The 6,385-nt window shown below is 46.3% G+C and carries 7 protein-coding genes; all 7 read left to right on the forward strand.

What is annotated here, in order from left to right; all coding sequences use genetic code 11:
- On the forward strand, positions 1-1,137 hold a 1,137-nt coding region (gene cbiE, locus B4K11_RS17385; RefSeq protein WP_292959471.1), incomplete at its 5' end, for a precorrin-6y C5,15-methyltransferase (decarboxylating) subunit CbiE.
- On the forward strand, positions 1,134-1,871 hold the full coding sequence (gene cobI, locus B4K11_RS17390; RefSeq protein ID WP_292950851.1) for a precorrin-2 C(20)-methyltransferase: 738 nt from the start codon (positions 1,134-1,136) through the stop codon (positions 1,869-1,871). The genes cbiE and cobI, both read left to right, overlap by 4 nt.
- Complete coding sequence (locus B4K11_RS17395; protein WP_292950849.1) at positions 1,868-2,650, forward strand: cobalamin biosynthesis protein; 783 nt, start codon at positions 1,868-1,870, stop codon at positions 2,648-2,650. The genes cobI and B4K11_RS17395 overlap by 4 nt, the downstream gene beginning before the upstream one ends.
- A 76-nt stretch (positions 2,651-2,726) precedes the next feature.
- Complete coding sequence (gene cobJ, locus B4K11_RS17400; RefSeq protein ID WP_292950847.1) at positions 2,727-3,503, forward strand: precorrin-3B C(17)-methyltransferase; 777 nt, start codon at positions 2,727-2,729, stop codon at positions 3,501-3,503.
- The gene (gene cobM, locus B4K11_RS17405) at positions 3,500-4,297 is read left to right on the forward strand and encodes a precorrin-4 C(11)-methyltransferase (RefSeq protein WP_292950845.1); all 798 of its coding nucleotides are present in this window, start codon (positions 3,500-3,502) and stop codon (positions 4,295-4,297) included. The genes cobJ and cobM overlap by 4 nt, the downstream gene beginning before the upstream one ends.
- A gap of 84 nt (positions 4,298-4,381) precedes the next feature.
- Positions 4,382-5,455, forward strand: a complete 1,074-nt coding sequence (gene cobW, locus B4K11_RS17410; RefSeq protein ID WP_292950843.1) for a cobalamin biosynthesis protein CobW — start codon at positions 4,382-4,384, stop codon at positions 5,453-5,455.
- Positions 5,456-5,487: 32 nt separating this feature from the next.
- Positions 5,488-6,385: cobaltochelatase subunit CobN (locus B4K11_RS17415; protein WP_292959472.1), on the forward strand; the 898-nt coding region annotated here is incomplete at its 3' end.

Consider the following 6,385-nt stretch of genomic DNA (forward strand, 5'->3'; position numbering starts at 1 on the left):
AAGAGCAGTGTTAAGAATAAAAGAACAAGCTCTATCGCTGTGCTTGCTTCAGGTGATCCGCTTTATTACGGAATAGGACGTTGGTTTTGTAATCAATTCTCGGCCGATTGTAATAAAGATGGTGATAAAGAGTGCGATAAGAGCCAGCTGTTTTTTTATCCTGCTGTTTCTAGTCTACAAGCCGCTTGTCATCGTTTGGGTGTTTCACTGCAAGATGTTGAAGTATTAAGCCTGCATGGCCGCCCTTTAGCCAAATTGAGGACTCGGTTAAGGCAGGATCAGTCGTTGTTAATTTTGACTGATAAGTTAAGTTGCCCCCAAGCCTTAGCAGCACAATGCATTGAATGTGGTTACGAAAGTGCCACATTTTCTATCTGTGAAAATCTGGGCTACCCAGAGGAAAAAATTAGTCACTATGAAGCGAGTGAACTGATCAATTCATTAACTGATTTTGATCCGCTGCATGTCACGTTAATTAAGCCAGGTAGCAACTACGGTTTTTTACCGGAGTTCCCCGGTATAGCAGATAAGCACTTTATTACCGATAGCGAAGAAGCTGGGCGGGGCATGATTAGTAAACGCGAGGTGCGTTTATCCATTCTTTCCCTCATGCATGTGGCAAAGGGTGATACGGTTTGGGATATAGGCGCTGGCTGCGGCGGTGTCTCTGTTGAATTGGCCTATTGGAACCCTGATAGCACGATCTATGCGGTAGAACATCATGACGATCGATTACGTTGTCTTGAAGAAAATAGACAACGTTTTGGTGTTGTTAGCAATCTACATATTGTGCCGGGTCGGGCTCCTCAAGCCTTAAATGAGCAACCTCAGCCTAATAAAGTCTTTATCGGCGGAAGTGACGGTGAGTTAGCTGTGTTGCTATCAAAAGTTTGGGAGCTACTGCCGGAAGGAGGCGTATTGGTTGCGTCGGCAGTGACTGAAAATACAAAACAGCATCTGTTTAACTTCTGGCAGCAGCGTGCTGATGCCGATGATTGTGTAGCTGAAACGCTTCAGTTAGCGGTTAGCCGTGGTGAACTATTGGCTGGACAGCTGCTGTATCGACCGAGTCTTCCGGTCAATCTATATCAGTTTGTGAAACAAACGAGCTTACAAGCGGAGAGAGTCTCAGGATGAATGTGGTAAAAGGGCGCTTTATTGGTGTAGGCGTAGGCCCGGGCGATCCTGAACTGCTCACGGTTAAAGCATGGCGCTTAATACAGAGCGCTGATGTGTTGAGCTTTCTGACCAATGATCGTGGCGATTCCCAAGCACGGAGTATCGCTATCGATGCGATAGACGCAGCGATCGGTGTTCAGAAAGAGATTCCAATCTATATGCCGATGCAGAACGAGCGTAGCTTAGCGAATCAAGCTTACGATAAAGGGGCTGAAAGGATTGCGAAAAAACTCGAAAAGGGACTCGATGTTGTTTTCCTTTGCGAAGGCGATCCGCTTTTTTATGGTTCGTTTAGCTACCTTTTAGAGCGTTTAGAAGATCGTTTTGAATGCCAAGTGGTACCGGGTATTACCTCTGTTAATGCTGCTGCTGCGACACTGCTTCAGCCGTTAACTATGTTGAAGGAATCGTTTGCGGTCATAAACGGTCGTCATAGTGATGAACAGATTTTAGCGGCATTAGAGCAGCATGATTCCTTAGTGATTATGAAAGCAGGGCAGGCCCGAATACGTATTTTAGATCTGTTGCAAAAAGCGGGTCGCGCATCGGATGCACAGTACCTTGAGTATATTGGCCGAGATAATCAACAGATCGTCTCTGATGTTGCTGAGCTAGAAAGAGCCAGTGGTCCCTATTTCTCATTGTTTGTCATCTCCCCACATGATCAGCGACAGCGTAGATTGCATAAATGATCAGAATTATTAGCCTGACGGAGCAAGGTAAAAACCTCGGCGATAAGGTGAGTTCGCTGATTGAGGGGGCTGTTGTGTGTCATAAACCTCAGCCGTTTATTACTCAAGTGCAGAGCTTTTTTAGTGCAGGTGATCGGCTAATTTTTATCTGTGCAACTGGCATTGTTATGCGCACGTTGGCCCCGGTATTAGTGGATAAGTATAAAGATCCTGCCGTATTGGTGCTTGATGAGCAGGGCCGTTTTGTCATCCCTCTACTTTCTGGACACGAGGGGGGCGCAAATGATTGGGCATTGCAGGTAGCAGATCTGATCAATGCCGAACCAGTGATCACAACAGCGAACAGTTATCTACAGCCTAAATACACTGTAGGTATGGGGTGTGAGCGTAACTGCCCTGAAGAGGAGTTAGAGCGTTTGCTGATGGAGTGTCTTGCTCAGCAGGGGCTTGCGATTGAGCAGGTTAGTTCACTTAGCAGTATTGATATTAAGGCAGATGAGGTGGGTTTGATCTCATTGGCTGCTAAGCTTGGCTTGCCCTATTTGACGTGGGATAAAACAGAACTGAGCAGCGTTGAAGCTCAATTAAGCACTCGTTCTGAGTATGTTTTTAAAACCGTTGGCGTTTATGGCGTGGCTGAATCTGCGGCGCTATACAGTGCGCAGCAGATGTTGCTAAGCCAGACGGACAATGAGATTGATGCGCAAGCAGAGCTTGTTATGAATAAACAAAAAACCACTAAAGCGACCTGTGCCATTGCCAGAGTTTACTTAGCTTAACGCTATTTAACTTAAGGCGTATTAGTATGAGATTTTTGTTTTAACACAAAGAATTAGAACCCGATTAGAGAAGTTGATGACTCAGTTATATGTAGTAGGTACTGGACCCGGTGATGCGCAGCTTGTTGCGCCGAAAGCGCTGTCAGCGATTAAAGCCAGCAGTGATCTAGTGGCTTATGGATTGTATTTAGATCTATTAGGTGATGTGTGTGATAACAAACAGCATCATGATCTGCCTTTAGGTGAAGAGATTGGCCGCGCACGTTTAGCACTCGATCTCGCGGCAAGTGGTAAAACCACTGCTTTGATCTCTAGTGGAGATATCGGTATCTATGCGATGGCGACTTTAGTGTTTGAATTGCTAGATCAGCAACTGCAGGGCAAAGAAGATCACCCAGAATGGTTAGATGTAGAGATTGAAGTGATCCCCGGCATATCTGCCATGCAGGCCGGTGCGAGTCGTGTTGGTGCGATGCTAGGCCACGATTTCTGTACAGTTTCACTCTCAGATCTACTTACACCTTGGGAGACGATAGAAAAGCGTATCCATAGTGCGGGTAGCGGCGATTTTGTGATCTCTTTCTATAACCCGGTATCGAAAAAGCGCGATTGGCAGTTGAATAGCGCACGCGACATCTTATTGCAGTATCGTCCCGCTGAAACCCCAGTTTTGTTGGGTCGTCAGTTAACTAGGCAAGATGAATCGATTCGTATTATCCGACTTGATGAACTGGATGCGAAAGATGTGGATATGTTCACTATGGTGAGCGTGGGTAACAGTGAATCTAAGCGTATTGTTAATGGCAGCAAAGAGTGGGTCTATACACCCCGGGGATACAGTAAAAAACTATGAAGGTTTATTTTATCGGTGCAGGTCCCGGTGATCCTGAGTTGATGACGTTGAAAGGTCATCGAATTCTTCAAGAATGCCCAGTGGTATTGTATGCCGGCTCATTGATTCCGCGCGAAGTGTTGGAGTCAGTAGAGGGGAAAGCTGAAAAGATCATTGATACGGCCAGTATCGATCTGGATGAGATTACCCTGCATATTCAACAAGCGTATAAAGAGGGTAAAGATGTCGCCCGTTTACAGTGTGGTGATCCCTCTTTATACGGTGCAATTGGTGAACAGATTCGCCGCTTGGAAATCGATGGCATTGAGTATGAAGTGATTCCCGGTGTCAGTGCTGTAGCGGCATCGGCTGCTTATCTCAAAAAAGAGCTGACGCTTTCGGGTGTTTCGCAAACCATCATCATGACCCGTTATGAAGGTAAAACGCCTTTTCCTGAACGTGAGCGTCTTCCGCAGTTAGCACAAAGCGGTGCAACCTTAGCGATTCATTTAGGTGTTACACGTATCCACAAAATTGTAGAGGAACTGATTCCTCATTATGGAGAGGATTGTCCTGTTGCAGTGTGTTACCGCTCCTCGTGGCCTGACCAAGATAAGGTGGTGGGTACACTCAGCGATATCGTTCAGAAGGTACGTGATAAAGGCTTTACCCGCACGGCGCTGATCTTAGTGGGGCATGTGTTGGATTGTGATGATTTTGAAGAGTCCTACCTTTATGCAAAAGATAAGGCTCACGTGTATCGTCCACGAGTTAAGCCAGAGACCCCGCGCACGGTTAAACGAAACGACCGCTGAGCTTGTTGATTATTATATGTTGAGCTTGTTGATCATCACGAAGAATGATTAGCGCTAAACGAACAGAATTTAAGAGTAATAAAAATGCAATTGAATAAGATCCCAACAACGGTTGTCACTGGTTTTTTAGGCAGCGGTAAAACGACTCTGCTTTCCAATGTATTAAAGCAAGCTGCGGGTAAACGTATTGCGGTGATTGTGAATGAATTTGGTGAGTTGGATATCGATGCCGATCTTCTACGTAGCTGCCCGCTAGAGTGTGATGAAGAGCAAAGCGCGGATGCGGTTAGTGAAAACGGTATCTATGAACTGGCGAATGGCTGTATCTGTTGCACTGTAGAGGAGGAGTTTCTTCCTGTAATGCAGCAGTTGGTTGAACGCCGTGATGATATCGACCATATCTTGATTGAAACCAGTGGCCTTGCGCTGCCAAAGCCTTTAGTTCAGGCATTCAATTGGCCGGGGATTAAAGAATACTGCACAGTAGACGCGGTCATTACTGTGATTGATGGGCCAGCGGTTGCAGCTGGACGATTTGCCAATGATGCAGAGCAAGTTCAAGCGCAGCGTTTAGCTGATGAAAGTTTAGATCATGACCCTAGCTTGCAAGAGTTATTAGATGATCAGCTCAGCGCTGCGGATCTTGTCGTTGTCAGTAAAAATGACCTACTCGATGAAACTCAGCGTGACAATGTACAGCGAGTTGTGACAGCTAAAGTACCGAGTGAAGTTAAAACTACCTACATCAGCAACGGTGAAGCTGAGCTTGATACATTGATGGGTCTTGATGCGGCAGCTGAAGAGCGTATTCATGATGTGCATAACCATCACGATCATCACCATGAACATGGTGAGCACCACGACCATGCTCATGACCATTTCGATTCTTTTGTCATCACTTTAGGCGAAGTTGATAGTGAAAAACTACAAGTTGCGCTTAAAGGCTTATTAAGTGAATTCAATATCTACCGTGCTAAAGGGTTTGCGGCTCTGCCGGGTAAGCCGATGCGCCAAGTACTTCAGGCTGTGGGTAAACGTTTAGATGTTTATTTTGATCGTCCTTGGGGGAGTGATGAGCCAAAAACTCAGTTGGTATTTATCGGTAAAGGTATCGAAGAGTCGGTTATCAAAACGGCGCTAGAGGATGCATTGGTTTAACGTTTCATTACGTTCGAACCATTAATTAGTTTATGCACTTACTTGCCGCACAGCCCGGTGGTTTTGTCGATGATGAAGGTATTATCGATCTAAACCAATCGCCGGCCGACATTGTTATTTTATCCGCAGCCGACAGTAGTTTGGCCGCGTTGGCTACGGCTGCTCAGCGTTTTGCTGATGCTAATGCGCCCTATGACACTGATGTAGAGAATAACAATGCAGTGCCGGATGTTCGCCTTGCTAATTGGATGCAGCTGATCAAGCCAGCAGCGTTCGACCTTTATGAGCATAAAGTGTTGGAGAGCAGTAAGGTGGTGGTGCTGTCGCTTTTAGGCGGCGCGAGTTATTGGGCATATGGCTTTGAGCGACTTCAAGCTTGGGCTGCGGCGGATAGTGATCGGACGCTTGTTATCGTTCCGGGGGATGATACGGTAGATCCCGAGCTTTTTACCGCCTCTACGCTTCCGCAAACCGACACAATACGCGTATGGCGCTACCTGCGTGAAGGCGGTGTGGATAACTCCTTTCAGCTGTTGAACTATCTTAACTGCGAATGTCTTGCAGGATCGCAAAAAGGGGATGTTGCATCACAGTGGCATGAGCCTAAGTCTTTGCCTAAATGTATGTTGTACATGGATCAAAGTGCTAGCGAGCTTAAGGGACTAAATCAGGCAACATTTGTTGAGTGGCAGCAGCGTTGGTCTACAGGTAACGGACTTCAAGCGCCTGTCGCACTGTTACTGTTTTACCGCAGCCATCTGCAAAGCGGTAATACGCAGATGTTTGATCAGCTGATCTGTGAGCTAGAAGCCCAAGGTATTAATCCATTGCCGATCGCGATTGCTTCGTTAAAAGATGCTGAATCACTGGCGTTAGTGAATGCATTGCTAGAACAAAGCCAGGCCAGTTTGATTATTAACAGTACGGGGT

This window comes from Neptuniibacter sp. UBA6509 (assembly GCA_002435145.1).
Lineage (GTDB): Bacteria > Pseudomonadota > Gammaproteobacteria > Pseudomonadales > Balneatricaceae > Neptuniibacter.